This is a genomic window from Streptomyces niveiscabiei, assembly GCF_033794345.1.
In the GTDB taxonomy this organism is placed as follows: Bacteria; Actinomycetota; Actinomycetes; order Streptomycetales; family Streptomycetaceae; genus Streptomyces; species Streptomyces niveiscabiei.
In genome coordinates, this window is sequence record NZ_JARAYJ010000004.1 from 32,009 (window position 1) to 56,629 (window position 24,621).

Annotated in this window: 18 protein-coding genes; 7 read left to right on the plus strand and 11 right to left on the minus strand. The window is 69.8% G+C overall.

The window, feature by feature from the left end; all coding sequences use genetic code 11:
• Nucleotides 1-2: 2 nt before the first annotated feature.
• On the minus strand, nucleotides 3-1,595 hold the full coding sequence (locus PV682_RS06480) for an MFS transporter (RefSeq protein WP_319724946.1): 1,593 nt from the start codon (nucleotides 1,593-1,595) through the stop codon (nucleotides 3-5).
• Between the two features lie 167 nt (nucleotides 1,596-1,762).
• Between PV682_RS06480 and panB the strand changes: the two genes are divergently transcribed.
• Nucleotides 1,763-2,629, plus strand: a complete 867-nt coding sequence (gene panB, locus PV682_RS06485; RefSeq protein WP_319724948.1) for a 3-methyl-2-oxobutanoate hydroxymethyltransferase — start codon at nucleotides 1,763-1,765, stop codon at nucleotides 2,627-2,629.
• 269 nt (nucleotides 2,630-2,898) lie between these two features.
• On the opposite strand, the gene PV682_RS06490 is transcribed toward panB, so the two are convergent.
• The 5 genes from PV682_RS06490 to PV682_RS06510 all read right to left on the minus strand — a co-directional run bounded on the left by PV682_RS06490 (nucleotide 2,899) and on the right by PV682_RS06510 (nucleotide 8,683).
• Nucleotides 2,899-4,653, minus strand: coding sequence for an NAD+ synthase (locus tag PV682_RS06490; protein ID WP_319724950.1), 1,755 nt, complete (start codon nucleotides 4,651-4,653; stop codon nucleotides 2,899-2,901).
• A 101-nt stretch (nucleotides 4,654-4,754) separates the two neighbouring features.
• Nucleotides 4,755-6,695 (minus strand): S53 family peptidase, encoded by a 1,941-nt coding sequence (locus PV682_RS06495; protein WP_319724952.1) that lies wholly within the window; start codon nucleotides 6,693-6,695, stop codon nucleotides 4,755-4,757.
• 162 nt (nucleotides 6,696-6,857) lie between these two features.
• Nucleotides 6,858-7,487 (minus strand): DUF305 domain-containing protein, encoded by a 630-nt coding sequence (locus tag PV682_RS06500; protein ID WP_319724954.1) that lies wholly within the window; start codon nucleotides 7,485-7,487, stop codon nucleotides 6,858-6,860.
• Nucleotides 7,484-8,152: a DUF3105 domain-containing protein gene (locus PV682_RS06505; protein WP_319724955.1), complete on the minus strand. Its 669-nt coding sequence runs from the start codon at nucleotides 8,150-8,152 to the stop codon at nucleotides 7,484-7,486. Before PV682_RS06505 ends, PV682_RS06500 begins: the two co-directional genes overlap by 4 nt.
• 156 nt (nucleotides 8,153-8,308) lie before the next feature.
• The gene (locus PV682_RS06510; protein ID WP_319724957.1) at nucleotides 8,309-8,683 is read right to left on the minus strand and encodes a hypothetical protein; all 375 of its coding nucleotides are present in this window, start codon (nucleotides 8,681-8,683) and stop codon (nucleotides 8,309-8,311) included.
• A gap of 474 nt (nucleotides 8,684-9,157) precedes the next feature.
• Between PV682_RS06510 and glnA the strand changes: the two genes are divergently transcribed.
• Entirely contained in the window at nucleotides 9,158-10,519 is a 1,362-nt protein-coding gene (glnA, locus tag PV682_RS06515) for a type I glutamate--ammonia ligase (RefSeq protein ID WP_109362637.1), read from the plus strand.
• Between the two features lie 59 nt (nucleotides 10,520-10,578).
• Here glnA and PV682_RS06520 read toward each other — a convergent pair whose 3' ends face one another.
• A complete protein-coding gene (locus PV682_RS06520) occupies nucleotides 10,579-10,896 on the minus strand; it encodes a hypothetical protein (RefSeq protein WP_319724960.1) in 318 nt (105 codons plus the stop codon).
• A 4-nt stretch (nucleotides 10,897-10,900) separates the two neighbouring features.
• A complete protein-coding gene (locus PV682_RS06525) occupies nucleotides 10,901-11,194 on the minus strand; it encodes an AbrB/MazE/SpoVT family DNA-binding domain-containing protein (RefSeq protein ID WP_319724962.1) in 294 nt (97 codons plus the stop codon).
• A 294-nt stretch (nucleotides 11,195-11,488) separates the two neighbouring features.
• Here PV682_RS06525 and PV682_RS06530 point away from each other — a divergent pair, with 294 nt between their 5' ends.
• Complete coding sequence (locus PV682_RS06530) at nucleotides 11,489-14,479, plus strand: bifunctional [glutamine synthetase] adenylyltransferase/[glutamine synthetase]-adenylyl-L-tyrosine phosphorylase (protein WP_319724964.1); 2,991 nt, start codon at nucleotides 11,489-11,491, stop codon at nucleotides 14,477-14,479.
• A gap of 194 nt (nucleotides 14,480-14,673) precedes the next feature.
• Here PV682_RS06530 and PV682_RS06535 read toward each other — a convergent pair whose 3' ends face one another.
• Nucleotides 14,674-15,729, minus strand: coding sequence for a phosphatase PAP2 family protein (locus PV682_RS06535; protein WP_319724966.1), 1,056 nt, complete (start codon nucleotides 15,727-15,729; stop codon nucleotides 14,674-14,676).
• A 98-nt stretch (nucleotides 15,730-15,827) separates the two neighbouring features.
• A complete protein-coding gene (locus tag PV682_RS06540) occupies nucleotides 15,828-16,865 on the minus strand; it encodes a LacI family DNA-binding transcriptional regulator (protein ID WP_319724968.1) in 1,038 nt (345 codons plus the stop codon).
• A gap of 286 nt (nucleotides 16,866-17,151) precedes the next feature.
• Here PV682_RS06540 and PV682_RS06545 point away from each other — a divergent pair, with 286 nt between their 5' ends.
• The 4 genes from PV682_RS06545 to PV682_RS06560 all read left to right on the plus strand — a co-directional run bounded on the left by PV682_RS06545 (nucleotide 17,152) and on the right by PV682_RS06560 (nucleotide 22,277).
• Entirely contained in the window at nucleotides 17,152-18,420 is a 1,269-nt protein-coding gene (locus tag PV682_RS06545) for an extracellular solute-binding protein (protein ID WP_319724970.1), read from the plus strand.
• A 131-nt stretch (nucleotides 18,421-18,551) separates the two neighbouring features.
• Nucleotides 18,552-19,559 (plus strand): carbohydrate ABC transporter permease, encoded by a 1,008-nt coding sequence (locus tag PV682_RS06550; RefSeq protein WP_319724972.1) that lies wholly within the window; start codon nucleotides 18,552-18,554, stop codon nucleotides 19,557-19,559.
• Nucleotides 19,560-19,575: 16 nt separating this feature from the next.
• Nucleotides 19,576-20,439, plus strand: a complete 864-nt coding sequence (locus tag PV682_RS06555; RefSeq protein WP_319724974.1) for a sugar ABC transporter permease — start codon at nucleotides 19,576-19,578, stop codon at nucleotides 20,437-20,439.
• A 182-nt stretch (nucleotides 20,440-20,621) separates the two neighbouring features.
• A complete protein-coding gene (locus PV682_RS06560) occupies nucleotides 20,622-22,277 on the plus strand; it encodes a glycoside hydrolase family 13 protein (protein WP_319724976.1) in 1,656 nt (551 codons plus the stop codon).
• A gap of 61 nt (nucleotides 22,278-22,338) precedes the next feature.
• On the opposite strand, the gene PV682_RS06565 is transcribed toward PV682_RS06560, so the two are convergent.
• Nucleotides 22,339-24,417: a carbohydrate-binding module family 20 domain-containing protein gene (locus tag PV682_RS06565; RefSeq protein ID WP_319724977.1), complete on the minus strand. Its 2,079-nt coding sequence runs from the start codon at nucleotides 24,415-24,417 to the stop codon at nucleotides 22,339-22,341.
• Between the last annotated feature and the right edge of the window lie 204 nt (nucleotides 24,418-24,621).

Below are 24,621 nucleotides of genomic sequence, written 5' to 3' on the forward strand. Positions count from 1 at the left end.
CCTCAGCTCCTGCGCGTCAACTCCTCCGCCCTTTCCTCCCCTTGGGCGTCCGCCTTCGGCTTCCCCGGCAGGAACAGCGCCACGACCACCGCGCCGATCACCGCCACCCCCGCCCCCCACACGGCGGTGACATGCATCGCGTGCAGGAACGCGTCGTCCGCCGGACCCACCAACTCCCGCCCCCGGGGCCCGAGTTTCGCCGCCACACCGAGCGTCGCCTCGATCGACTCGCCCGCCGTCCCCCGCAGCCCGGCGGGGACGGCCGCCAGATGGTCCTCGATCCCGTCCCGGTACGACGTCGACAGCACCGAGCCGAGTACGGCGATCCCGAGCGCGCCGCCGACCTGCCGGAACGTGTTGCTGAGGGCCGACGCGGAGCCCGCCTTCTCGCGCGGCAGCGCCTGCATGATCACCACGGACGTCGGCGTCATGATGTGCGCCATGCCGGTGCCCATGAGGAAGAACACGACCTCCAGCAGCCAGATCGGCGTGTCCTCGTCGAACGTCGCGAACGCGAGCAGCGTCCCGGCGATCACGACGAGCCCGCCGGTCGTCGTCGCCTTGTTCCCGAACCGCTCGACCACCAGCCGGGCGCGCGGCGCGAAGACCATCTGCGCGGCGGCCAGCGGCAGCATCAGCAGGCCCGTCTCCAGCGGGGAGTAGCCGCGCACGCTCTGCGTGTAGAACACCGAGAAGAACGTCACACCCATCAGCGCGAAGAAGACGAGCGCGATGGCCGCGATGGCCGCCGAGAACACCTTGTTCTTGAAGTACGTGATGTCGATCGACGGATGGTCGCTGCGCTTCTCGTGCAGCACGAACCCGGTCAGCACCGCGAGCCCCGCGACGATCGTCACCAGCACGGTCGTATCGGTGAAGTCGGCCAGCTCGCCGCCCTTGATGATCCCGTACACCAGGAGTACGAGACCGACCACCGAAAGTACTACCCCCACCGGGTCGATCCGGCCGGGGTTCGGGTCGCGCGAGTCCGGGACCAGCCACACCATCAGCGCCACCGCCACGAGCACGATCGGGACGTTGATCAGGAACACCGAGCCCCACCAGAAGTGGTCCAGCAGGACCCCGCCCGTGATCGGCCCGATCGCGATGGCGAGACCCACGCCGCCCGCCCAGATCCCGATCGCCTTCGGCTGCTCCTCGCGCTCGAAGACGTTCATCAGGACGGCCAGCGTCGCCGGCATCACGAACGCCGCGCCCAGCGCCATCAGCGCCCGGAACGCGATGAGTTGACCCGGCGAGCCGGACTCCGCGGCCAGCGCGGAACCGATCCCGAACACCGCGAGCCCGCCGAGCAGCACCTTCTTGCGGCCGATCCGGTCGCCCAACAGCCCGGCGGAGAACAGGAGTCCGGCGAAGACGAGGGTGTAGGCGTTGATCGCCCACTCCAACTCGCTCTGCGTCGCGCCGAGTCCGACCGGGGCCGGGGTGGAGATGGTCTTGATCGCGACGTTCAGGATCGAATTGTCGAGCACGACGATCAGCAGGCTCAGCATCAGGACACCGAGGATCGCCCAGCGCCGTCTGTGGACGGCTTCCGGTATGCGGGGCCCTGCGGGGGCGGCGGGAGTGGTCATACTCCGAGCGTAGGCCCATTCCGATACGGCACCGATCCGTATCGTTAATCCTTACCCGCCTTTTACCCGCCGGGGGCGCTCTGGCCCCCGTAGTCCTCAGGTGCGACCATGGGAGTGATCCGGGGACGCCGTGAGGGCGCCTCGAGATGACAGAAGGAGCCGTTGCCATGACGCAGCTTTCGGCTGCCCAGACCAAGCCCTCCGACGGCAGCAAAGCGCTGTACGGGGGGAAGGGCACCCGCCGCATCACGGTCCGCGACATCGCCCTCGCCAAGGAGCGCGGCGAGAAGTGGCCCATGCTCACCGCGTACGACGCGATGACCGCGTCCGTCTTCGACGAGGCCGGCATCCCCGTGATCCTCGTCGGCGACTCGGCGGGCAACTGCCACCTCGGCTACGAGACGACCGTACCCGTCACCCTCGACGAGATGACCATGCTCTCGGCGGCCGTCGTGCGCGGGACGACGCGGTCGCTGATCGTCGGCGACCTGCCCTTCGGGTCGTACCAGGAGGGCCCCGTCCAGGCGCTGCGCTCGGCGACCCGGCTGGTCAAGGAGGCCGGGGTGGGGGCGGTCAAGCTGGAGGGGGGTGAGCGGTCCCACGAGCAGATCCGTCTGCTGGTCGAGTCCGGCATCCCCGTCATGGCCCACATCGGCCTGACCCCCCAGTCCGTCAACGCGATGGGCTACCGCGTCCAGGGCCGGGGCGAGGAGGCCGCCGCCCAGCTCCTGCGCGACGCCAAGGCCGTCCAGGACGCGGGCGCCTTCGCCGTCGTCCTCGAACTGGTCCCGGCGCAGCTCGCCGCCGAGGTCACGCGGGTCCTGCACATCCCGACGGTGGGCATCGGCGCGGGCCCCTCCACCGACGCGCAGGTCCTCGTCTGGACCGACATGCTCGGCCTGACCTCCGGCCGCGTCCCCAAGTTCGTCAAGCAGTACGCCGACCTCCGCAAGGTCATGACCGACGCGGCGAAGGCGTACGCGGAGGATGTGGTGGGCGGAACGTTCCCGCGGGAGGAGCACTCGGTGCACTGAGGCTGGGTGGACGAGTGGCCGGGTGGCCGGGTGGTCGAGTGGTCGGGTGGCCGGGTGGTCGAGTGGCTGAGCCACTGAACCACCGATCCGCTGAGCCACCGATCCACCGATCCACCGATCCACCGAGCCACTGAACCACCGATCCGCCGAGTGGCTGAGCCAGTGCGTGGCTGAGCCACTCGGCCACCGAACCACTCCCGGCACAACAGCGCAGCCCGCCGATCGTCCCCCGTCGGCGGGCTGCGTCGTGCGCGGCTGCTCGGCGTTGCCTACACCGACTCCCGCCACCCGTTCGTGATCGGCAGCCTGCGGTCCTTGCCGAAGCCCTTCGCCGAGATCTTCGTGCCCGGCGGGTACTGGCGCCGCTTGTACTCGGCCGTGTCGACCATCCGCAGCGTCCTGACGACCAGCTCGCGGTCGTACCCGGCGGCGGTGATCGCGTCGGCGCCCTGGTCGCGGTCCACGTACAGCTCCAGGATCGCGTCCAGGACCGGGTAGTCGGGGAGGGAGTCCGTGTCGACCTGGCCGGGGCGGAGTTCCGCGCTCGGGGGCTTGGTGATGGAGTTCTCCGGGATCGGCGGGGTCTGGCCGCGCTCGGCGGCAGCCCGGTTGCGCCACTCCGCGAGGCGGAAGATCGACGTCTTGTAGACGTCCTTGATCGGCCCGTACGCGCCCACCGAGTCGCCGTACAGCGTCGAGTACCCCACCGCCAGCTCGGACTTGTTGCCGGGGGCGAGGACGATGTGGCCCTCCTGGTTGGAGATGGCCATCAGGAGCGTGCCGCGCAGCCGGGACTGGAGGTTCTCCTCGGCGAGGCCGGTCAGCTCGGTCGACGCCATGTACGCGTCGAACATCGGCGCGATCGGCACCGTGCGGAAGTTGAGGCCGGTCCGCCGCGCCAGCTCCGCCGCGTCCCCCTTGGAGTGGTCCGAGGAGTACTTGGACGGCATGGAGACGCCGTACACGTTGGCCGCGCCGACCGCGTCGCAGGCGATGGCCGCGACGAGCGCGGAGTCGATGCCGCCGGAGAGGCCGATGAGGACCGACGTGAAGCCGTTCTTCTCGACGTACGCCCTGAGACCTACCACCAATGCCGAGTACACCTCCTCGTCGTCGTCGAGGCGCTCGGCGTACGCGCCGTGCATCGTCGGCTCGTACGGTGCGACGGGATCCCCCGAGAGGACTACGCGGTCGATGCGCAGCCCGTCGTCGACCACACCCTCCGGAGCGTCGGAAGAGGCGGCGGGCAGATCGAGGTCCAGGACCACACAGCCCTCGGAGAACTGGGGCGCCCGCGCGATGACCTCCCCGCTCGCGTCGACCACGATCGAGTCGCCGTCGAAGACCAGCTCGTCCTGGCCGCCCATCATCGCGAGGTAGGCGGTCGTGCACCCGGCCTCCTGCGCCCGCTTGCGGACCAGTTCGAGCCGGGTGTCGTCCTTGTCCCGCTCGTACGGCGAGGCGTTGATGGACAGCAGCAGCCCCGCCCCGGCGGAGCGCGCGGCGGGCACCCGGCCGCCGTCCTGCCAGAGGTCCTCGCAGATCGCGAGGGCGACGTCGATCCCGCGCACCCGGATCACCGGCATCGTGTCGCCGGGCACGAAGTAGCGGAACTCGTCGAAGACGCCGTAGTTGGGCAGGTGGTGCTTGGCGTACGACAGCGCCACCTCGCCCCCGTACAGCACCGCGCCCGCGTTGCGCGGGGCGCCCGCCGGCTGGCCGAACCTCGGCTGCGCGGCGTCGGAGCGGTCCAAGTAGCCGACGACGACCGGGAGTTCACCGAAGCCCTCGTCGGCGAGGCGGGCGGCGAGGGAGCGCAGCGCCGCGCGGGACGCCTCCACGAAGGAGGAGCGCAGGGCGAGGTCCTCGACGGGGTAGCCGGTCAGCACCATCTCCGGGAACGCCACGAGATGCGCACCCTGCTCGGCGGAGTGCCGGGTCCAGCGGAGGACCGCCTCGGCGTTGCCGGTGAGGTCGCCGACGCGGGAGTCGATCTGGTTCAGAGCGAGACGAAGTTGAGGCACGTCCTCCAGTGTAATCGTCAGAGCGACGCGATGGGGTGGCGCGAGGTGTCACCCACCTCACGCCACCCCATCCCCGGTACTGGAGCTCTACCCCTGGAGAGCTACTTCTTCTTGTACGACTCCACGTAGCCCTTCGCGGGCGAGCCCACGCCGGTCACGTCGTCGTACCCCTTCACGGCCGACAGCGAGCTGTCCTTGCCGAGGGTGCGGACGGACGTCGTGACGCCGCCCGTCGCGTCGTACCCGTTGACGAAGTCCAGGCGGGCGACCGCGAGGCCCTTGCCGGTCGGGTTGTCGGTGACGTCGTGGTACACCTTCGTGCCGTACTTCGCGTAGATCTGCGGGTTCGCGAAGCCGATCGCCTTGCCGCCGCGCGCCTGCTGGGCGAGCGCCTGGACGGCCGCGATGACGGGCGCCGCGAGCGAGGTGCCGCCGATGCGGTACTCGGCGTACTGCTGCGAGCCGTCCGGGAAGGTCTGCGTCTGGCCGACCTTGAAGCCGGTGTTCGGGTCGGCGATCGCGGCGATGTCCGGGAGGACCCGGTTGCCGTCGGCGCTGTTGGCCTTGGCGAGCGCGTCCGGCACGATGCCCTTCTGGTAGAAGGGCTGGGGGACGGTCTTGCTGGTGCCGCCGCCCGCGCCGGAGGTGTACGCGCCCGGGAACCCGTCCCAGCTCTTGCCGTCGGCCGCGAGGGTCGCCTTCTCGGTGCCCCAGCCGGTCTCCCACAGGTACGTGTCGCCCTTGCCGACCGCCAGCGAGGTCCCGCCGACCGCCGTCACCCACGCCGAGTTGGCCGGAGTGTCGACCTGTTTGGTGCCCGTGTTGACGACCTCGTCCCCGTCGTCACCCGACGAGAAGTAGAAGCCGATGCCCTCGACCGCGCCGAGCTGGAACGTCTGGTCGTACGCGGCGGCCAGGTCCGGCGTCTGGTTGGCCTCGACGTCGCCCCAGGAGTTGGAGACGATGTCGGCGAGGTGGTTGTCGACGACCTTGTTCAGCGCGTCGAGCAGGTCGGGGTCGTTGCAGGAGGCGCTGCCGACGTACGTCACGTCCGCGTCCGGCGCGACCGCGTGCGCGGCCTCGACGTCGAGGGTCTCCTCGCCGTACCAGTTGGCCGCCTTGCATTTCGTCGTGTCCGTGTACGTCTTCGGCAGCACCTGCGTCAGCTGGCCGGTCTTCCACTTCGCGTCGCCGTGCGCCTTGGCGTAGGTCTGCGCGTCGAAGGCGATCGTCGGGGAGGCGTAGGCGTCCGTGATGGCGATGCGCACGCCCTTGCCGGTGTACTTGCCGGCGCCGTACGCGGCGCGCAGCTGCTTGCCGGTGTAACCCTGCACGGCGTACGGGATCTTCGCGCCGTACGCGTCCGGCAGGGTCTTCGCGAGGGTGGAGCCGTAGTACGAGGAGAACGGGCCCGCGTTCTTGAACACCGTTTCCGGGGCCGGAAGTTGGTCCTTGGCCTCGGCCTGGTGCGGTGCGTTGTCGAGACCGGTGACGGTCAGGACGGCGTCGTTCAGGGTCGCCGGGACGGAGGCCGCCTTGGCGGGGGCGCGGTAAGTGCGCCCGCTCTTCGTGTAGTTGTGCAGCTGGGTGCCGAACGCCCGCTCGGCGGACGCGACATCGCCGCTCACCGACACGTAGTGCTGTGTCGTACCGGTCACTTGGAGGCCGGCCTGGGACAGCCACGCCGTCACCGCGGCCACCTGCGCCGGGGTCGCGCCGAAGCGGGACTGCGCCTGCTGGGCGCTCAAGTAGGCGCCGTACGACGCGGAGTTCGGGTCGGAGACGGACTTCGCGAGGGTGGCGAGCCCCTTCGCGTCCCGCCCGGCGAGGTAGACGCGGGCGTTGACCTGGGCGCTGTCCGCGGTGGCGCCCCGGTCGGCCCGCGGGGTCGCCCACGCCGGCTTGGTCCCGGCCAGCGTGTCACGGGCCGGGGTGTCCGCGGCGTGGGCCGCGGGTATCCCGAGCGCCAGCGCGCCGGCGATCATCGGCAGCGTCGCCGCCAGGCTCACTCCGGCGCGCAGCGCGGCACGGTTGGATCTCATGAGACCCCCTGTCATGTGGTTCGACGAGAGCGGATCACTCGACGTGCCGGTCACTCTCGCGATGAACGGTTCATGTCAGGGGAATACGGGGACCAAGAGGGAGCCAAGTGGCGTCCTTCTGGGGTGATTTGACGGATATCTCCGTGAACTGTAGGGAAAACCCTACGGCCTGGCCGCCGCACCCCGTTCCTTGAGCATGTCCGCCATCAGTCCGATCTCCGACTCCTGCGCCGCGACCATGCCCTGGGCCAGCCGTTTCTCCACGCCGACCGCGCACTTGGAGACACAGCCCTCGGCCATGTGCACCCCGCCCTTGTGGTGGTCGGTCATCAGCTGGAGGAAGAACACCTCGGCCTGCTTGCCGCTGAGCGAACGCAGCTTGTCCAGCTCGGAGTTGGTGGCCATCCCGGGCATCAGCGCGCCGTCCTTGCCGGACGCGAGGTTGCCCATGCCCATCCATGTCATCGGCGCCTGCGCGGACACCTTCGGCAGCCCCCACAGGTCCAACCAGCCGATGAGCATGCCCCGTTGGTTCGCCTGCGTCTGCGCGATGTCGTAAGCGAGCCTGCGCACCTCCTCGTTCGAGGTCCGGTCCCGCACGATGTACGACATCTCCACGGCCTGCTGGTGGTGCACGGCCATGTCCCGCGCGAACCCGGCGTCCGCCGAGTCCGCCGCGGGCACCGACAGCGTCTTCTCCGCGCCGTCGTCCTGCGTCACCGCGTACGCGATACCGCCGGCCGCGAGCAGCGCGGTCACCGCCGCGCCGGTCAGGATGGGTGCGAGCCTCACTTCGCCAGCCCGCCCGTGCACGCGGCGCCCGGCTCCGGGGTCTGCTCGCCCTGGACGTACTTCTCGAAGAACTTGTCCACGTCCGGGTCGCTCGCCGCGGTCACCGTCCGCTGGTGGCCCCACGCCGTCAGCATGATCGGGTCCGCCTGCTTGTCGTCCGGGCTCATCAGCGTGTACGGCGTCTTCTTGACCTTCTCGGCCAGCGCGTCGACGTCGGCCTTCGCGGCCTTCGCGTTGTACGTCACCCACACCGCGCCGTGCTCCAGCGAGTGCACGGCGTTCATGTCGTTCAGCGGCTTGGTGTAGACGTCGCCGTTGCAGTTCATCCACACCGCGGCGTGATCCCCGCCGACCGGGGGCACGGTCGGGTACGTCACCTTCTTCGTCACGTGGGTCCGCCCCAGCGTGCCCTTCCACGTCTTGACGCCGTCCGACCCGACCTCGAACTTCCCCGACGCCTTGGCGTCCGCGACGGCCTTCGCGTCGTTGTCGTCCTTGGTCTTCTGGATGACGAAGACCCCGCCGACCACCAGCCCGGCGACGACCACGACACTCCCGGCGACCATCAGCAGCCGGTTGCGCCGCTCCCGAGCCTGCTCGGCCCGCCGCATCTCCTCTATGCGCGCCTTGCGCTCGGCACTGCCGGTCTTCTTCGCGGATCCCATGGATGTCTGTCCTTCTCGGGGCAGGGGCGGTGGGGGGTGTTCGAGGCGTTCGAGTGGGCTGATCGTAATGCGGGGGGAGGGGGGTGGTGTAGGGCGGGCGTGGCCAAGAGACGTACGGCCGAAAACCGACGTACGAAATACCCACATACATACGATTCACCCGCTAGAGAACCACACATCCCCACCCACCCCACGCACGACGGCCTCCCACCGGGGCACCGCGACGTCCTCCCGCCGGAACTCGGCACACCGCAACGGCACACCGAGCACGCCCCGATAGAACCGCCGCGCCTCCTCGGGCCCCCCGCCCCCCAGCACCATCCCGACCGGCACCCCCGCCCCCGCCTCCGTCGGCCCCCACCCCTCGGCCCCCTCCCACAGCGAGAACGCGGCCCCCACGGGATCGACCAGCGTGGCGATCCGCCCGCGCCCCCCCCAGCGTGAACGGCTCCACAACGACCCGCCCACCCCCGGCCACGGCGGCCCCGACCAGCTCCTCGACCCGCTCGACGGCGATGTAGTACGCCACATGCTCGGGCGTCCCCGCGGGATAGACCGGATCCGCGAGATCGCTCACCCCGCCGACCGCCCGCCCCCGCACGCCGACCCGCCGCCCCTCGGCCTCCCACCCGAACTCCGCGGAGAGCCGCGCGGCGGTCCCCTGAGGGTCCCGTGTCTTGATGTCCATCCAGCAGAACTCGCCGAGGTCTCCGAGCCGTCCGTCCATGAGCCCGTTGCTACGGGAGGGGTGGACGGCGGCACAAGCGGTTTTCCCCGAACCCGGACGGACGCCCTGCGGGCATTACGGATACCGGTTCGAGCAGGCAAGATGGGTTGCGGAGTCGTACACCTGGCGTATGTGAGGCGTTCAGGTCCGGGTCGGGCGGGCGATCATGGTCTGCAACGCGCATGAAATGGTGTTGTGGTGTGATGCTCGGGTGCCCGACCGCCTCCCGAAGGGACGAGGGGCCGGCGGCCTGACCAGCAAGGATGGGGAAGCGGAAGATGGACAAGCAGCAGGAGTTCGTGCTCCGGACGTTGGAGGAGCGCGACATCCGGTTCGTACGCCTGTGGTTCACGGACGTGCTGGGCTTCCTCAAGTCCGTGGCCGTGGCCCCGGCCGAGCTTGAGCAGGCGTTCGACGAGGGCATCGGATTCGACGGCTCGGCGATCGAGGGCTTCGCCCGCGTGTACGAGTCCGACATGATCGCCAAGCCGGACCCGTCCACGTTCCAGGTCCTGCCCTGGCGCGCCGAGGCGCCCGGCACGGCCCGGATGTTCTGCGACATCCTCATGCCCGACGGCTCGCCGTCCTTCGCGGACCCCCGGTACGTCCTCAAGCGCGCCCTCGCCCGCGCCTCCGACCTGGGCTTCACCTTCTACACCCACCCCGAGATCGAGTTCTTCCTCCTGAAGGACCGCCCCCTCGACGGGTCCCGCCCCACCCCCGCCGACAACTCCGGCTACTTCGACCACACGCCCCAGAACATCGGCATGGACTTCCGCCGCCAGGCGATCACCATGCTGGAGTCGATGGGCATCTCCGTCGAGTTCTCCCACCACGAGGGTGCGCCCGGGCAGCAGGAGATCGACCTGCGGTACGCCGACGCGCTCTCCACCGCCGACAACATCATGACGTTCCGCCTGGTCATGAAGCAGGTCGCGCTGGAGCAGGGCGTGCAGGCGACGTTCATGCCGAAGCCGTTCTCCGAGCACCCCGGCTCGGGCATGCACACGCACCTCTCGCTCTTCGAGGGCGACCGCAACGCGTTCTACGAGTCCGGCTCCGAGTACCAGCTCTCCAAGGTCGGCCGCTCCTTCATCGCGGGCCTCCTCAAGCACGCGGCGGAGGTCTCCGCCGTCACGAACCAGTGGGTCAACAGCTACAAGCGCATCTGGGGCGGCACCGAGCGCACCGCCGGCGCCGGCGGCGAGGCCCCCTCGTACATCTGCTGGGGCCACAACAACCGTTCCGCCCTGGTCCGCGTCCCCATGTACAAGCCCGGCAAGACCGGCTCCGCCCGCATCGAGGTCCGCTCCCTGGACTCCGGCGCGAACCCGTACCTGGCGTACGCCCTGCTCCTCGCGGCCGGCCTGAAGGGCGTGGAGGAGGGCTACGAACTCCCCGCGGGCGCCGAGGACGACGTCTGGGCCCTCTCCGACGCCGAACGCCGCGCCATGGGCATCGAACCCCTCCCCCAGAACCTCGGCGAGGCCCTCTCCCTGATGGAACGCAGCGACCTGGTCGCCGAGACCCTCGGCGAACACGTCTTCGACTTCTTCCTCCGCAACAAGCGGCAGGAGTGGGAGGAGTACCGCAGCGAGGTCACGGCGTTCGAGCTGCGGAAGAACTTGCCGGTGCTGTAAGCGGTGCCTGACGCGCGAGAGGGGCCCACCGCATCGTGCGGTGGGCCCCTCTCGGGGTCTCAGGACGGACCGGGGTCGAAGATCTCGTGTCCGCCGACCCGGCGCCAGATGACGTGCGGTTCGCCCTTGCGGAGCTCGTCGCCGTACTGCCAGGTGGCACGTCCGTCAGGCGCCCACGTCATTTCCATGACGGGGTGTTCGCCGACCGGGAGCCGCACTCCCTGGACCGGTTTGACCCGGAGACCGGGCCGGAATTGCCCGGTGGCCACGTCCGGTACGAACTTGTTCCGGACGGTGTCCTCGAACCGCGCCCTTTCCTGGGGGGTGAGCTTTCGGAAGTCGCGGACGAACCGGGCGGTCGTCTCGAAGGTGGGCAACGGGTCAGTTCTCCTCGCCGAGGTGCGCGAACATGTCGTCCACGTCCTCGTGCCGGACCGTGCGCCCGGCCGCGATGTCCTCGCTCGCTTCGCGCTCTCCCGCCTGCCAACGCTCCGTCCAGAACCATGCCTGGTCGGTGCGGATCTTCCTCAGTCCGTGAACCTCGACGACACCCGCGTCGTTGATCTCGAACTCCAGCTCGTCACCTGGGGAGACCCCCAGCGCCTCACGCACGCCGGCGGGCAGTGTCAGCTGCCCCTTCTCGCGGACGCTGGCCTGGAACGTCACTGTAGCCATGGGTGACCTCCTCTCCTCCTTCGAAGATACACCAGAAATCCAACTTTCCAACTCTCCAACTTTCCTACTTGATGGATGCCGGAGACCCCGCCGCCCCGCTGACCGGACTCGGCCTCGTGCGCAGGTTCAGGACGTACAGGCGCCACGGTGCGTCCTCGGAGAGGCCGGGGCGCGTTTGTTGGAGGAGACGCGGCCTCCGGACCGGCGTCGGTCTCCCCCCTGAGGGTTAGTCTCGAAGGCGTACGACCTTGATCCCCAAGGAGTACGACCTCGATCAGACGGAGGAGGCCGAGGATGACGGCGCCGGGGCGCAGGAGCAGTACCTTCTCCCGTCTGCTGCGGCACGGGTTCACCGACCCCTCCGCCGCCGAACGCCTCCTGGACGGCGCCGAACTCGCCGGCGTCCGCAACGACCCGGTCCTCCTCGAAGCGCTCGGCGCCACCGCCGACCCCGACCTCGCCCTGCACGGCCTCGTCCGGCTCCTGGAGGCGCAGCCCGGCCCCACGGCCCGCCGCGGACTGCTGGACACGGTGATAGCGGCCAAGCCCCTGCGCGACCGCCTCCTCGGCGTGCTCGGCGCCTCCGCCGCCCTCGCCGACCACCTCGCCCGCCACCCCCGCGACTGGGAGGCCCTGGTCACCTACGAGCCCCGGGATCTCCACCCGGGGGTGGAGGAGTTCGAGCGCGGCCTCGCGGAGGCCGCCGACCCCGTCTCCCTGCGCGTCGCCTACCGCCGCTGCCTCCTGTCGATCGCCGCCAGGGACGTCTGCGGCACGACCGACATCACCGAGACGGCCGCCGAACTCGCCGACCTCGCCACCGCGACCCTGCGCGCGGCCCTCGCCCTCGCCTGCGCCGCCGCCCCCGGCGACGCCGCCGCCTGCCGCCTCGCGGTCATCGCGATGGGCAAGTGCGGCGGCCACGAGCTGAACTACGTCTCGGACGTGGACGTCATCTTCGTCGGCGAGGCCGCCGACGGCGCCGACGAGGGCAAGGCCATCCGGTCCGCCACCAGACTCGCCGCGCACATGATGCGGATCTGCTCCGAGACCACCGTCGAGGGCACGATCTGGCCGGTCGACGCGAACCTCCGCCCCGAGGGCCGCAACGGCCCCCTCGTCCGCACCCTCAGCAGCCACCTCGCCTACTACCAACGCTGGGCGAAGACCTGGGAGTTCCAGGCCCTCCTGAAGGCCCGCCCGGTCGCCGGCGACCTCGACCTCGGACAGCAGTACGTCGACGCGCTCGCCCCGATGGTCTGGCAGGCCTCCGAGCGCGACAACTTCGTCACCGACGTCCAGAAGATGCGCCGCCGCGTCGTCGAGAACATCCCCGCCGCCGAGGTCGACCGCGAGCTGAAGCTCGGCCCCGGCGGCCTCAGGGACGTCGAATTCGCCGTCCAGATGCTCCAGTTGGTGCACGGCAGGGCGGACGCGTCGCTGCGCAGCGGCACGACGCTGGACGCGCTGCGGGCCCTCGCCGAGGGCGGGTACGTCGGCCGCGCGGACGCCGTACAGCTCGACGAGGCGTACCGCTTCCTGCGTTCCATGGAGCACCGCATCCAGCTCTACCGGCTGCGCCGCACGCACCTCATGCCCGAAAGCGAGGAGGACCAGCGGCGGTTGGGCCGCTCGCTCGGCATGAGGTCCGAGCCGGTCACCGAGCTGAACCAGGAGTGGAAGCGCCACTCCGGGGTCGTCCGGCGCCTGCACGAGAAGCTGTTCTACCGCCCGTTGCTCGACGCGTACGCCGGGCTCGGGCCCGGCGAAGCCCGGTTGAGCCCCGAGGCGGCCCGCGAGCGGATGGTGGCCCTCGGCTACGCCGACCCGGCGGCGGCCCTCAGGCACCTGGAGGCGCTGGCGTCCGGCGTCTCCCGCAAGGCGGCCATCCAACGCACGCTGCTGCCCGTCCTGTTGGGCTGGTTCGCCGACTCCGCCGACCCGGACGCCGGACTCCTCAACTTCCGCAAGGTCTCCGACGCGCTCGGCAAGACCCCTTGGTATCTGCGCCTGTTGCGGGACGAGGGCGCCGCCGCCGAGAACCTCGCCCGCGTCCTGTCCGCCGGGCGCCTCGCCCCCGACCTCCTCCTGCGCGCCCCCGAAGCGGTCGCCCTCCTCGGCGACGGCGACGACCTGGAGCCGCGCGGACGCGCCCAGTTGGAGCAGGAGGTGCTGGCCGCCGTCGGCCGCGCCGAGAGCGGCGAGGCCGGGGTGTACGCGGCGCGCGGCGTCCGCCGCCGGGAACTGTTCCGTACGGCCGCCGCCGACATCGTCGACTCCTACGGCACCGAGACCAAGCCCGCCGAGGCCGACCAGGGCGCGTTGGTCGACCGGGTCGGCGCCGCCGTCTCCGACCTCACCGCCGCGACCCTCGCCGGCACCCTGCGCTCGGTCGTGCGGGACGGCTGGGGCGACACCCTGCCGACCAGGTTCGCCGTCATCGGAATGGGCCGCTTCGGCGGACACGAACTCGGCTACGGCTCCGACGCCGACGTCGTCTTCGTCCACGAACCCCGCGAGGGAGTCGACGAGCGCGAAGCCTCCGAGGCCGCCAACCGGGTCGTCTCCGAGATGCGCCGGCTCCTCCAAGTGCCCAGCGCCGACCCGCCGTTGCTCATCGACGCCGACCTGCGGCCGGAGGGCAGGTCGGGGCCGCTGGTCCGGACGCTCACGTCGTACGAGGCGTACTACCGCCGCTGGTCGCTGGTCTGGGAGTCGCAGGCCCTGCTGAGGGCCGAACCCGTCGCCGGTGACGAGGAGTTGGGCCGCAGGTTCATCGACCTGATCGACCCGCTGCGCTACCCCGCCGAGGGGCTCGGCGACGACGCCGTGCGCGAGATCCGGCGCCTCAAGGCCCGGATGGAGTCCGAACGCCTGCCGCGCGGCGCCGACCCCAAGCTCCACGCCAAGCTCGGGCCCGGCGGCCTCTCCGACGTCGAATGGACCGTGCAGCTCCTCCAGATGCGGCACGGCTGGGCCGAGCCGGGCCTCAGGACGACCCGCACCCGCGAGGCCCTCGCCGCGGCCCGCGCCGCCGGACTCCTCGGCACGGAGGAGGCCGAGATCCTCGACGAGGCATGGGTGCTGGCGTCCCGGGTGCGCAACGCGGTGATGCTGGTACGGGGGCGGGCCGGAGACACGTTCCCCACCGAGGCCAGGGAACTCGCCGCTGTGGGGCGGTACTTGGGGTACGCGGCCGGTCATGTGGGGGACATGCTGGACGCCTACCGGCGAACCACGCGGCGCGCGAGGGGAGTCGTGGAGGAGCTGTTCTACGGCGGGTGAGGGCCACTCCTGTGAGGATCACGGCCGTCCCCGCCAACACCCTTGGCGCCAGCGGCTCGTTCAGCGGCAGCGCGCCCGCGCCCCGGAGCCGGGACACCTCGCCGAGCCTCACGCCCGGCCCGGGACACGCCGCAGACGCGTACCCCGGCGGTGCGCCCAGGGCGCGGTGGAGCCTCAGGGGCGGAAAACCAAGCTCAGAGCCGGGCCGCCGCCGACCCCTCGCCCCGGGCCGCCGTCGATTCCTCGGGCCGGGCCCCGGCAGGGCTCCCGCCCCGGGCCGCCGCCGAGTCGCCGCCCCGGGTCGTGGTCTCCGGAGGTGTCTCCGTCCTGGACGCCGTTCCGGTCGCGTCGTCGGACGGCTCGCGAGCACCGGAATCCGCCCCCGGCCGCCCCGAGAGCCTCGCTGTGACGCTCTTGAGGATGTCCCACGCGGGAGCGCCCGCCGCGACCGTCTGCGGCAGCCGGTACGGCGACGCCCCGTACACCGCCCACGCCACGAGGAACCCGAAGGCCAGGCAGAGGATGCCGCCGACGGCGTCCAGCCAGAAGTGGTTGGCCGTCGAGACGATCACGATCAGGGTGGCCGTCGGGTAGAGGAGCCCGAGGATGCGCACCCACGGCAGGCGGGCCAGGAAGAAGATCGTCAGCCCGCACCACAGCGACCACCCGATGTGCATGGACGGCATCGCGGCGTACTGGTTGGACATGTTCTTCAGGTCGCCGGAGGCCATCGAACCCCAGGTCTCGTGCACGACGACCGTGTCGATGAAGTCGCCGCCGTTCATGAGGCGGGGCGGGGCGAGGGGGTACAGGTAGTACCCCACGAGAGCTACGGCGGTGGTCGCGAACAGGACGAGCCGCGTGGCCGCGTACCGGCCGGGATGGCTGCGGTAGAGCCAGACCAGCACCCCGAGCGTGACGACGAAGTGCAGGGTCGCGTAGTAGTAGTTCATGCCCACGATCAGCCAAGTCACCGAGTTCACGGCGTGGTTGACCGACTCCTCGACGGCGATGCCGAGGTCTTGCTCCATCCGCCAGATCCAGTCGGCGTTGCGCAGCGCCTGCGACTTCTGCTCCGGGACCGCGTTGCGGATCAGCGAGTACGTCCAGTAACTCACCGCGATCAGCAGGATCTCGAACCAGAGACGAGGGCGCCGGGGCCTGCGCACGCGTCGTCGGGACTTGGCCGTGACGGAGGCGGGAACGGCCGTCTCCCGGCCTTCCGAAGATGTCACGGTTACGTCACCCATAGACATAAAGTCTGCCAGAAAAGCGCTGCCCCCCGATCATCCCCTGGGCTGGTCGGACCCGCACGTTCTACGGCGCGTGTACGGGGTCGGCCTCCCCCTCAGGTACGAGCCGCACGCTCCCCCGGTACCGACGCGGTGGAGCCGCGTACGACGAGTTCCGGCATGAACACGAACTCGCTGTGCGGCGCGGGGGTGCCGCCGATCTCCTCCAGGAGTGTACGCACCGCGGCCTGCCCCATCGCCGGGACCGGCTTGCGGATCGTGGTGAGCGGCGGATCGGTGAACGCGATCAGCACGGAGTCGTCGAACCCGACCACGGAGACGTCCCCGGGGACGGTCAGACCGAGCTGCCGGGCGGCCCGGATCGCGCCGAGCGCCATCATGTCGCTGGCGCACACCACGGCCGTACAGGACCGCTCGATGAGCGCGGTCGCCGCCGCCTGTCCGCCCTCCAGCGTGTACAGCGAGTGCTGGACGAGGTCGGTCTCGACGGTCTGCGCGGGTAGTCCCAAGGTCTCATGCATCGCGCGCACGAACCCCTCGATCTTCCGCTGCACCGGCACGAACCGCTTGGGCCCGAGCGCGAGCCCGATCCGGGTGTGCCCCAGCGAGGTGAGGTGGCTGACGGCGAGGCTCATCGCGGCCCGGTCGTCCGGCGAGATGAACGGCGCCTGCACCTTGGGCGAGAACCCGTCCACGAGCACGAACGGCACGCCCTGCGCGCGGAGTTGCTCGTAGCGCTGCATGTCGGCGGTGGTGTCCGCGTGCAGCCCCGAGACGTAGATGATCCCGGCGACGCCCCGGTCGACGAGCATCTCCGTCAGCTCGTCCTCGGTGGAGCCGCCCGGCGTCTGCGTCGCGAGGACGGGGGTGTACCCCTGGCGGGTGAGGGCCTGCCCGATGACCTGCGCCAGCGCCGGGAAGATCGGGTTCTCCAGCTCGGGGGTGATGAGGCCGACGAGACCGGCGCTGCGCTGCCGCAGCCGTACCGGACGCTCGTAGCCGAGGACGTCGAGCGCGGCGAGCACGGATTCGCGGGTGGTGGCGGCGACGCCCGGCTTCCCGTTCAGGACCCGGCTGACCGTCGCTTCGCTCACCCCCGCCTGCGCGGCGATGTCGGCCAGCCGTGTGGTCACAGGGGTGGACTGTACCGGGCGGCCCGGAGGACGCCCGCGTCCCGGCTGCTGTGTCATCGCGTCCCCTCGGGAAAGTGTCAGCAAGAGCTTGCAGAGTCTTACATACGCCAGAACGGCCCATCCAACCCCTGGAAACAACGGTCTCACAGAGATCCGCCCCAGGTCACGCGCGGATAACGTCGACAGTTTCTTGCACTTTTTTGCTGCAAGACCTTTCGTAACGCTTGCAGCCTTGTTACGTTCCCTGACGCCCGGCAGGCACGGGCTTCGACCCAAGGAGAGACTCATGCGGCGTGGCATAGCGGCCACCGCGCTGGTGGCGTCCGTCGCCCTGACGGCGACGGCGTGCGGCGGGGACGACAGCGGCAGCGACAATTCGGGGCCGACCACCATCACCTGGTGGGACACCTCCAACGCCACGAACGAGGCGCCCACCTACCAGGCGCTGATCAAGGAGTTCGAGGCCGCGCACAAGGACGTCAAGGTCAAGTACGTCAACGTCCCCTTCGACCAGGCGCAGAACAAGTTCGACACCGCCGCCGGCGCCTCCGGCGCCCCGGACGTCCTGCGCTCCGAGGTCGGCTGGACCCCCGCGTTCGCCAAGAAGGGCTACTTCCTGCCCCTCGACGGCACCGAAGCCCTCGCGGACCAGGCCAAGTTCAAGCCCAACCTGATCGAACAGGCCAAGTACGACGGCAAGACGTACGGCGTCCCGCTGGTCACCGACACGCTCGCGCTCGTCTACAACAAGTCCCTCTTCGCCAAGGCAGGCGTCGCCGCCCCCAAGACCTGGGACGAGCTGAAGGCCGCCGCCGCGACGATCAAGGACAAGACCGGCGTGGACGGCTACTGGGGCTCCACCCAGGCCTACTACGCCCAGTCCTTCCTGTACGGCGAGGGCACCGACACCGTCGACGCCTCCGCCAAGAAGATCACCGTCGACTCGGCGCCCGCCAAGAAGGCGTACGGCACCTGGCTCTCCCTCTTCGACGGCAAGGGCCTGCACAAGGCCGACACCACCGCCGACGCCTACGCCCACATCCAGGACGCGTTCGTCAACGGCAAGGTCGCCGCGATCATCCAGGGCCCGTGGGAGATCACCAACTTCTACAAGGGCAGCGCCTTCAAGGACAAGGCCAACCTCGGCATCGCCACCGTCCCGGCGGGCTCCAGCGGCAAGGCGGGCGCCCCGACCGGCGGCCACAACCTGTCCGTGTACGCGGGCTCCGACAAGTCGCACCAGAGCGCCGCGCTGAAGTTCGTCAACTTCATGACGTCCGCCACGTCCCAGGCCACGATCGCGCTGAAGAACTCGACGCTGCCGACCCGGGACGACGCGTACACCGCCGAGGTCAAGGCCGACCCGGGCATCGCCGGCTACCAGACGGTCCTGGCCGCCGCCCAGCCCCGGCCCGCGCTCCCCGAGTACAGCTCCCTGTGGGGCCCCCTCGACACCGAACTGCCCAAGATCGCGGGCGGCAAGGAGTCCCTCGACTCGGGCCTGTCCACCGCCGAGACCGCCATCGCCAAACTGGTCCCCGACTTCAGCAAGTGAGCCCCGCGTGGCCGCCGGATTCCCGCGAGAAGCGGGGGAGGGATCCGGCGGCCACCGGTCTGCCGTAACTCTCCGGTCGTAGTACCCCACTCTCTGGTCGTAGTACCCCTGAACCGTCAGAAGGTGTCGCAATGACAGTCGCCATCGACCGAGCCACCGGCCGCAAGAGGCCCGGCGAACGGGAGCCGCGGCCCGGGCTGGGCAGGCGGCTGAAACGGAGCTACGACCGGTACTGGTACGCGTACGCCATGATCGCCCCCGTCGCGATCGTCCTCGGCGTCCTCGTCGTCTACCCCTTGGTCTACGGCTTCTACCTCACCCTGACCGACGCCAACAGCCTCAACACCGCGCGCACGATCGGCGTCAACCACATCGACGCCACCTACAAGTTCATCGGCCTCGACAACTACGCCGACATCCTCTGGGGCGACACCGCCTACGACCGCTTCTGGTCCCACTTCATCTGGACGATCGTCTGGACGGCCCTGTGCGTCGCCCTCCACTACACGATCGGCCTCGGCCTCGCGCTGCTCCTCAACCAGAAGCGCCGCGGACGCACCCTCTACCGCCTCCTGCTTGTCCTGCCCTGGGCGGTCCCGACGTTCGTCACCGTCTTCGGCTGGCGCTTCATGCTCGCGGACAGCGGCATCATCAACTCCGCCCTGGACGCACTCCACCTGCCGCAACCCCAGTGGCTGGAGGACACCTTCTGGCAGCGGTTCGCCGCCATCATGGTCAACACCTGGTGCGGCGTCCCCTTCATGATGATCTCCCTCCTCGGCGGCCTCCAGTCCATCGACCGCTCCCTCTACGAGGCCGCCGAGATGGACGGCGCGAGCCCCTGGCAGCGCTTCCGGTACGTCACCCTGCCCGGCCTGCGCTCGGTGAGCTCCACCGTCGTACTCCTCGGCGTCATCTGGACGTTCAACCAGTTCGCCGTCATCTTCCTGCTGTTCGGCAACACCGCGCCCGACGCGCAGATCCTCGTCACCTGGGCCTACTACCTCGGCTTCGGACAACAGCCGCGCGACTTCGCCCAGTCGGCCGCGTACGGCATCCTCCTGCTCGGCATCCTCGTCGTGTTCACCTCGTTCTACCGACGCTGGCTGAACCGCAACGACCCGCAAGCCGCGCTCTAGCGAAGGGAGTTACCCCGTGACCACCGCTGCAAGCACCCCCGTCAGGCAGCGCGGCCGAAGCGGCCCGCTGGCCTCCCTCGCCTCGCACGGCATCCTGATCGTGGCGAGCCTGATCGCCCTCTTCCCGGTCGCCTGGCTGGTGTTCCTGTCGCTCGGCCCCGACAAGGACGACTACCTCCACCCCGGCGCCATCTGGTCGAAGATGTCCTTCGACAACTACAGCTTCGTCCTTCAACACACCAGTTTCTTCGACTGGTTGAAGAGCTCCCTCATCGTCTCCCTGGGCACGACCGCCCTGGGCGTCTTCGTCGCCGCCACCACCGGGTACGCCGTCTCCCGCATGCGCTTCCCCGGCTACCGCAAGTTCATGTGGCTGCTGCTGGTCACCCAGATGTTCCCGGTCACCGTCCTCATGGTGCCGATGTACCAGATCCTCGCCGACCTCCAGCTCATCGACACCTACCTCGGCCTGATCCTCGTCTACTGCACAACCGCCGTCCCGTACTCCGCCTGGCTGCTCAAGGGCTACTTCGACACCATCCCCTTCGAGATCGACGAGGCGGGACGCGTCGACGGACTCAGCCCCTTCGGCACCTTCGCGCGGCTGATCCTGCCACTCGCCCGGCCAGGACTGGCGGTTGCCGCCTTCTACAGCTTCATCACCGCGTTCGGCGAGGTCGCCTTCGCGACGACGTTCATGCTCGACGACAAGAAGTACACCCTCGCCGTCGGCCTCCAGAGCTTCGTCAGCGAACACGACGCCCAGCGCAACCTGATGGCCGCCACCGCCGTCCTCATCGCGATCCCGGTCTCGGCGTTCTTCTATCTCGTCCAGAAGAACCTGGTCACCGGTCTCACAGCGGGCGGTACAAAGGGCTGATCCTCAGCGACAAAACCCGCTGATTTCCCGAAACTCCCGCTCGTGGCCTGCCGGTTGTTGATACCCATGGTCACGAGCGGGGAGGCGGCCGTGGCGTCCTTCCGACCCCGCTGACACCACGGCCGCCCCTTGAACCATCCGTACGACGACCCCTCCGCCCGATCGACCAGCACAAGGACGCCATGAGCCAGCAGCACTCCGCAGCCGACCAGGCCCAGGTCACCGCCACCGTCGAGGCGAGCCGCCCCGACTGGTGGCGCGAGGCCGTGATCTACCAGGTCTATCCGCGCAGCTTCGCCGACGGCAACGGCGACGGCATGGGCGACCTGGCCGGCGTGCGCGCCCGCCTCCCGTACCTGCGCGAGCTGGGCGTGGACGCCGTGTGGCTCAGCCCCTTCTACGCCTCCCCGCAGGCCGACGCCGGCTACGACGTCGCCGACTACCGCGCCGTCGACCCCATGTTCGGCACGCTCCTCGACGCCGACGCGCTGATCCGCGACGCGCACGGACTCGGCCTCAGGGTCATCGTCGACCTCGTCCCCAACCACTCCTCCGACCAGCACGAGTGGTTCAAGCGGGCCGTCGAGGAGGGCCCCGGCTCGCCGCTGCGGGAGCGCTACCACTTCCGGCCCGGCAAGGGCGCGGACGGTGAACTCCCCCCCAACGACTGGGAGTCCATCTTCGGCGGGCCCGCCTGGACCCGGCTCCCGGACGGCGAGTGGTACCTCCACCTCTTCGCGCCCGAGCAGCCCGACTTCAACTGGGAACACCCCGCCGTCGGCGACGAGTTCCGCTCCATCCTGCGCTTCTGGCTCGACATGGGCGTCGACGGCTTCCGCATCGACGTCGCCCACGGCATGGTGAAGGCCGCCGGACTCCCCGACATCGGCGGCAGCGATCAGGTCAAGCTCCTGGGCAACGATGTCATGCCGTTCTTCGACCAGGACGGCGTCCACGACATCTACCGGGCCTGGCGCAAGGTCCTCGACGAGTACGCGGGGGAGCGCATCTTCGTCGCCGAGGCGTGGACCCCGACCGTCGAGCGCACCGCCAACTACGTCCGCCCCGACGAACTGCACCAGGCGTTCAACTTCCAGTACCTGGCCACCGATTGGGACGCCGCGAAGCTCCGCGAGGTCATCGACCTCACGCTGGAGTCGATGCGTCCCGTCGGCGCCCCGGCGACGTGGGTGTTGTCGAACCATGACGTCACCCGCCACGCCACCCGCTTCGCCAACGCGCCCGGCCTCGGCACCCAGATCCGCCTCGCCGGGGACCGCGAACTCGGCCTGCGCCGCGCCCGTGCGGCCACGCTCCTCATGCTGGCCCTCCCCGGCTCCGCCTACCTCTACCAGGGCGAGGAGCTGGGCCTCCCGGACGTCGTCGACCTGCCCGACGAGGTCCGCCAGGACCCCGCCTACTTCCGGGGCGCCGGCCAGGACGGGTTCCGCGACGGCTGCCGGGTGCCGATCCCGTGGAGCCGCGAGGGCGAGTCGTACGGCTTCGGCGCGGGCGGCAGCTGGCTTCCGCAGCCCGCGAGTTGGGGCCCGCTGAGCGTCGAGGCGCAGACCGGCGCGGCCGGGTCGACGCTGGAGCTGTACCGGTCGGCGCTGGCCGTCCGGCACGAGCACGCCGACCTCGGGGCGGGGGAGTCCGTCGAGTGGCTGCCGTCGCCGGAGGGCGTACTCGCCTTCCGGCGGGGGGAGTTCGTGGCGTTCGCCAACACCACCGGGGAGGCGGTGAGTGTTCCCGAGTACGGGCAAGTCCTGCTCGCCAGCGGGGAGTTCGACGGGGTGAGCGTCCCGGCGGACACGACCGTGTGGTTCACGGCGAGCTGAGGGTACGCCGATGGCCCGGACCTCCTCGCGGGGGTCCGGGCCTCTGCTGTGCCGTCAGGCGTTACTTCCAGGTGTCACTGATCGTGTAGCCGCTCGAACTCCCGGTCGTGTACGACCTGTTGGTGCCCGACTCCCACGTCACCGTCCCCGAGGCGTCCTTCTTCAGGTACTTGTACTCGAAGGCGGTGCTCTTCGGGACGATCACCCGCTTCGACCAGGTCGGGTAGGCGGCCGAGGAGAGCGGGATCGCGTCCGCCGTGTTCCAACTCCCCAGCGAGGGGAGGGAACCGACGACGTACACGTTCGTGCCGGACGTCGTCGTCGCCGTCTCGTTGAACGTCACGTCCGTCGCGTTCGCGTCGGCCACGTTCCACGAGTTGTTCAGGGTGAGCGCCGAAGTCCCGGCCGTGCCCGCCCTGTTGGCGTTGGACTCCCAGGTGACCGCGCCGGAGGCGTCCTTCTTGAGGTACTTGTACTCGAAGGACGTGCCCGCCGGGACGGGCACCGTGCCCGACCACACCGGGTAGCCGCCCGAGGAGAGGGCGACGGCCTTGGACGTGTCCCAACCGCCCAGCGCCGCAAGGGAACCGACGACATAGACGTTCGTCCCGGAAGACGTGGGCGCGTACGCGTTGAAGGTCGCGTTCACGGTCGTCGAACCGCCACCGCCACCACCCCCGCCGCCCGTGCACGAGGAGATCGGGCACGTGTACGACGCGTTGTAGAACGCGACCGCGTTCTTCGCCGGGATCGTCAGGGTCGCGTTGCCGCCCGAGACGGTGACCGTGCCGGCCCCGCCGTCGATGACGTTCTTGTACGTCCCGTCGGCCATCCCCGTGGCGAACGTGTACGTCGCCGCCGAGGAACCGTTGTTGAGCGCGAAGAACCCGGCGCCGCCGCGCCCGAAACCGATCACGGACGACGACTTGGTCTGCCAGTCGGAGACGGCGGCGGAGTTCGCGGCGTTGTGCCAGGACACCATGCCGACGACGGCCGGGTCGCGGTTCAGGCAGTACCAGCCGTTGGAGCAGTCCGTGTCGGTGACGAACCCGCCCGAGTTCGGCGGCGCCTGGTCGCTCTGCGTGAACTGCCAGCCCGCGTACACGGTCGGCGTCGACCACTTGTAGGCGAGCTGGAAGAGGTTCGCGAGCCGGTAGGCGTCGCCGTCCTTGTACGACAGGTGCAGGCCGTTGCGCTCGGTGTCGTGGTTCGTCACGAACGACACGGAGTTGTCGGCGGGCAGGATGCCGGACGAGGGCAGCGAGGCCAGGTCGGACACGTTGCCCTGGAACGCCGACTTCAGCTTGCTCGCGTACGTGAAGTCGAGGACGTCGCCGGAGGCGTAGTAGTCGGCCGGCTGCGGAGTCGTACCCGGGTACACCTCCTGGAAGACGTACGGATCGGCACCCGCCTTCGTGTCGGTCAGCTTCGACTCGATCGCCGCGAGGTCGGCCTCGGGGATGTGCTTCGCCGCGTCCACCCGGAACCCGTCGACGCCCAGGGCGAGCTGTGAGTTCAGGAAGTTCGCGATACCGGTGCGGACGTGGTCCGAGCCGGTCTTCAGGTCGGGCAGGCCCAGCAGCTCGCAGTTCTGCACCTGGGTGAGGTTGCCGTAGTCCTGGACGGTGAGGTCGGCGGTGGGGCAGCTCGACGCGTCGTGGTAGTCGGCCCGGTCCCACTCAGGGGTGTCGTACTTGTTGGTGACGGTGGTCCCGTTGTACCCCGTACCGGTCTGCGCGGCCGTGTGGTTGATGACCGCGTCGGTGTAGACCTTTACCCCTGCGGTATGACAGGCGTTGATCATCGCCTGGAACTTCGCGGCGCTGCCGAACCGGCTGTTGAGGTTGTACGAGTACGGCTGATAGACGTCCCACCAGTAGAACGACGCCTGCTTGAGCGACTCGGAGGGCGGCGCGACCTGCACGGCCCCGTACCCGGCGGGCCCGAGCACGTTCGTGCACTCGGACGCGACCGAGTCCCAGTTCCACTCCCACAGGTTGGCGATGACATCGCCCTTCCTGGTGGTGTCGGCCTGGGCGGAGGCGGCGGGGAGAGCGACCGTACCGGCGAGAGCGAGAACGCTCGCGGCGGTGAGGCGCAGGGCGCGGGGGAGGACACCCGGGGGGTGGTGTCGGGTCATGTTGCGGCTCCGGAACATGAGGGATCACAGTTCAACAATTCGTGAGAGTGGGGCAGTTGGGACGGGCGCGTCAAGGCACGGGATGCAAATTCTTTCTGTCGGTTGCAAGCATCTTGCTGTAAACCTTGCGTGAGCGATACGGTCACGCGGGGTCGGACCCGCAGTAACCGCCGTAACCGCAAGGCAATCGCTAGGAGTTCCCGC